Source organism: Cellulosilyticum sp. (assembly GCF_982396655.1).
Map to the genome: position 1 here is coordinate 1 of NZ_CEVXFV010000107.1, position 2982 is coordinate 2982.

Annotated in this window: 3 protein-coding genes; all 3 read right to left on the minus strand. The window is 36.0% G+C overall.

Annotated features, from left to right (window positions below; all coding sequences use genetic code 11):
• Positions 1-357: 357 nt before the first annotated feature.
• Positions 358-801, minus strand: a complete 444-nt coding sequence (locus tag AC1VAQ_RS20915) for an ExeA family protein (protein ID WP_302599611.1) — start codon at positions 799-801, stop codon at positions 358-360.
• Positions 776-2029 (minus strand): DDE-type integrase/transposase/recombinase, encoded by a 1254-nt coding sequence (locus AC1VAQ_RS20920; protein ID WP_302599612.1) that lies wholly within the window; start codon positions 2027-2029, stop codon positions 776-778. The genes AC1VAQ_RS20915 and AC1VAQ_RS20920 overlap by 26 nt, the downstream gene beginning before the upstream one ends.
• Before the next feature lie 92 nt (positions 2030-2121).
• The gene (locus AC1VAQ_RS20925; RefSeq protein ID WP_302599613.1) at positions 2122-2703 is read right to left on the minus strand and encodes a DUF6431 domain-containing protein; all 582 of its coding nucleotides are present in this window, start codon (positions 2701-2703) and stop codon (positions 2122-2124) included.
• Positions 2704-2982: the final 279 nt, after the last annotated feature.

Below are 2982 nucleotides of genomic sequence, written 5' to 3' on the forward strand. Positions count from 1 at the left end.
TCATTGCCTTAAGAAAGAGCTATTAATCAGTTTACACAAAATTTTATACAGGCTCAACTACTTTTTGAAACTTTTATTGCACGGTATTTACACCTGTTTTCACATTATAATCACCTGTTTTTTCAAATTATAAAAGCCATTAAATAGGCAAAAAAAACTGACTTTTTAAGTCAGTTCAGATTGTTGACAAATGAATTTTCCCAAAATAAACTCACAAATTAAGTGAGGATTATTCAAGAAAATCTATTAAAATAGGGGTAAAAAGAGCAGTTTAGGTCCATTTTTACCTCTGTTTTCTATTTCTAGACTAGTAAAATACTATGGAAAAGTTAATTGTCTACAGCCTGAACTGACTTTTTAAGTCAGTTCTATTTCGTTTTGAGCACACATAACGATTTCAGTAGTGATGCTTTCTACTTTTTTACGTGCACCTAACATAAGGCATTTTTCTATGAGATTATTGAGTTTTCTTATGGAGCCATTGCTGCAAGCAGCTATGGCCTCAAAGCTATTTAGGTCAAATATGGGATTTGTTACACCACATGATTTTAGACGACTGATGATGTATTCTTCACTTTCTTCTCGACTAATCCCTTCAAAGTTATAACTAATAAGAATACGTTGTTTAAGGGCTTCGTGGACTTGTTTTGATAAGATGTTATTAAGCACAGGCTGTCCAATTAGGATGAAGATGGCATGGTTCTTTGAGTCCATTTCAAAGTTTAAAAGGAGTTTGATGTCATTGAGAACATCTGTTTTAAGGTATTGTGCTTCATCAATCATAATGACTGGGACCTTCAAAGTCCATATATTGTTTTCTTTTGATTTTTGAATTATCTACTTTGTTCACAGGATGAATAGTTTCTAAAAGTTTATGATCCTCACTATAAATGTAAGCTTCTTCGGTGGTACTGGGGAAATAACGTACTTTAATGCGTTTACCGATGTACTGCATAGGGACTTCATAAGTGCACTGGTTAATGACAACAGTTGCATCACTATAAACACGTCTTTCAATACGATGTAAAAAGTGCTGATCAAGTAATGCTGGAGGAAGGTGTTTAATGCATTCACTGTCTTGCAAGTAGCGTTCACGTGGTGTAGTGGAAAGACTGGAATGTATGGCGTTGTTATAGTATTTATTCAGATAGCTCCAGTAGTCTTCATTAAGTTTATCTAGGCTTTTATAATTGTTCCAATCTACGCCATTGAGCCAACCATCTTTAACGGTTCTAAAGCTTCGCTCAATCTTGCCTTTTGATTCAGGCATATAGGGTTTGGCGTGTATGAGGGTAACACCCAGTGAGGCACAAATATAGCCAAGCTGTTCATTACGATAGCTACTGCCATTATCTACAAACAATCTTTTTGGCACACCATACTTAGCAATAGCTTTTTTAAAAGCATGTTGCATGTTAATGGTATTGTCATTGAAGTAGAATTCACCATGCACGAGTAAACGAGAAGCATCATCAATGAAGGCAATCAGATAAGCTTTTTTCTTATGTCCATCTATGGTGAGCATAGGACCATGAGAAGAATCAGCCTGCCAACAATCGTTGGCATGAGCCATTTCAAAAGCCCGCCTGTCTTGTGGCATAAGTTGGATACGCTTGAGGTCGTTATCACGGATATATCTCAGAACAGTGGAAAGTGAGGTTTGAGATTGTTTAATAAGCCCTTCTTCAATAAGTTTTTGATAAATCAAAGTGCCAGTGATATAGGGAAACTGTTCTTTAAGAGAATGAATACGTGAAATAGCATGCTCATTAAGCACCCTAGGCCGTCCACAATCCTCTCTTTTCTTAGGCATAAGGGCATCAAAGCCACCATGCTTATAATCGAGATACCAGTTTTTAAAGGTATCCGCTGCAAAACGAGCGGTTTTACCTGTGGGAAGGGTATGCTCTTTTTGTGCAAGCTCCCTAAAAAACTGTGCTTGCGATACCGCTTCAAAAGTATCATTAATCACAGGTGAGATAAGAGAAAATTTAAATAAAGCAATGTCATGAAGCATTTTGTCGTCCATATGGGCCTCCTTGTCGTAAAAAGTATTGATAGGGTAAGCTTAACAAAGAGAACATAGGGATGCTATGCAAACGTTATGTGGAAGGGTCAAAATCACTGTAGAGAACTCCCTAAAAAGACAGGCTTGGGGAAAATATAGCGAAACTTTTGCATCAAAAATGCCCACCGGGTATGAATAAAATATTCACTTGTAAATGTAGGTCTTGAAATAATAAGTGAAAGCATGGCGGAAAGGGGAAGCTCGTCATGGATTTGAAGCTCTTTAAGAACAAGTTTAGAGCTGGCTTCAAAGCTAGAAAGACGCTTGATAAACCATGAAATAAGCTGATAAAAAATATGATAAGTTTGAGCTGTCTGTAAGAAGGTATGATGTGAGATGAGTACGTCTGAAGTAATCTTGAGGAATGTCGTTAAAGAATAGATCCCATAAGGAATAACATCACTAGGAAGAATGGCATGTGTACTATTACAAGAAGTATATTTGAGTCTTAAAACGGATAAAGTACAGTCGTGAATAGTCTGATCTTCACCCAAATATAAAACATGACGCTCATAAAAAGCATGACGATGAAAGGCATGTGCACCACATTTAGGGCATGTATAATCAAAATCTATGTAATTATTTGAAATATTTTCTATATACCCCTTTAAATTTACTTTGAAATGTAGTATCATAGCCTCGTAGTCCTAGTTTTACTAGGGTGTTCAGATTTGGAGAAGGAACTTGTTCAGGGTAAGCTTTCTCCATTTCTTTATTTTATGGTAAAATTTAGAATATTTATAGGGATAAAACAATGTGAAAGATAAATTCCACAATGTTTTGCCTCTTTTATAGTTGTTAGGTGATCGAGTTTTGCAAAAAACTGCGTTTTTTGAGGGCATATAATCCGTAAGTCTACATACATATGCTTGTCCAAGCTGCAAAAAAGATGGTGAACCAGTTATAATCAAAGC

What these genes read in the sequence shown, in the direction of transcription:
- AC1VAQ_RS20925 (WP_302599613.1), bottom strand. Translation starts at nt 2,703, where the DNA reads ATGATACTACATTTCAAAGTAAATTTAAAGGGGTATATAGAAAATATT.
- AC1VAQ_RS20920 (WP_302599612.1), bottom strand. Translation starts at nt 2,029, where the DNA reads ATGGACGACAAAATGCTTCATGACATTGCTTTATTTAAATTTTCTCTT.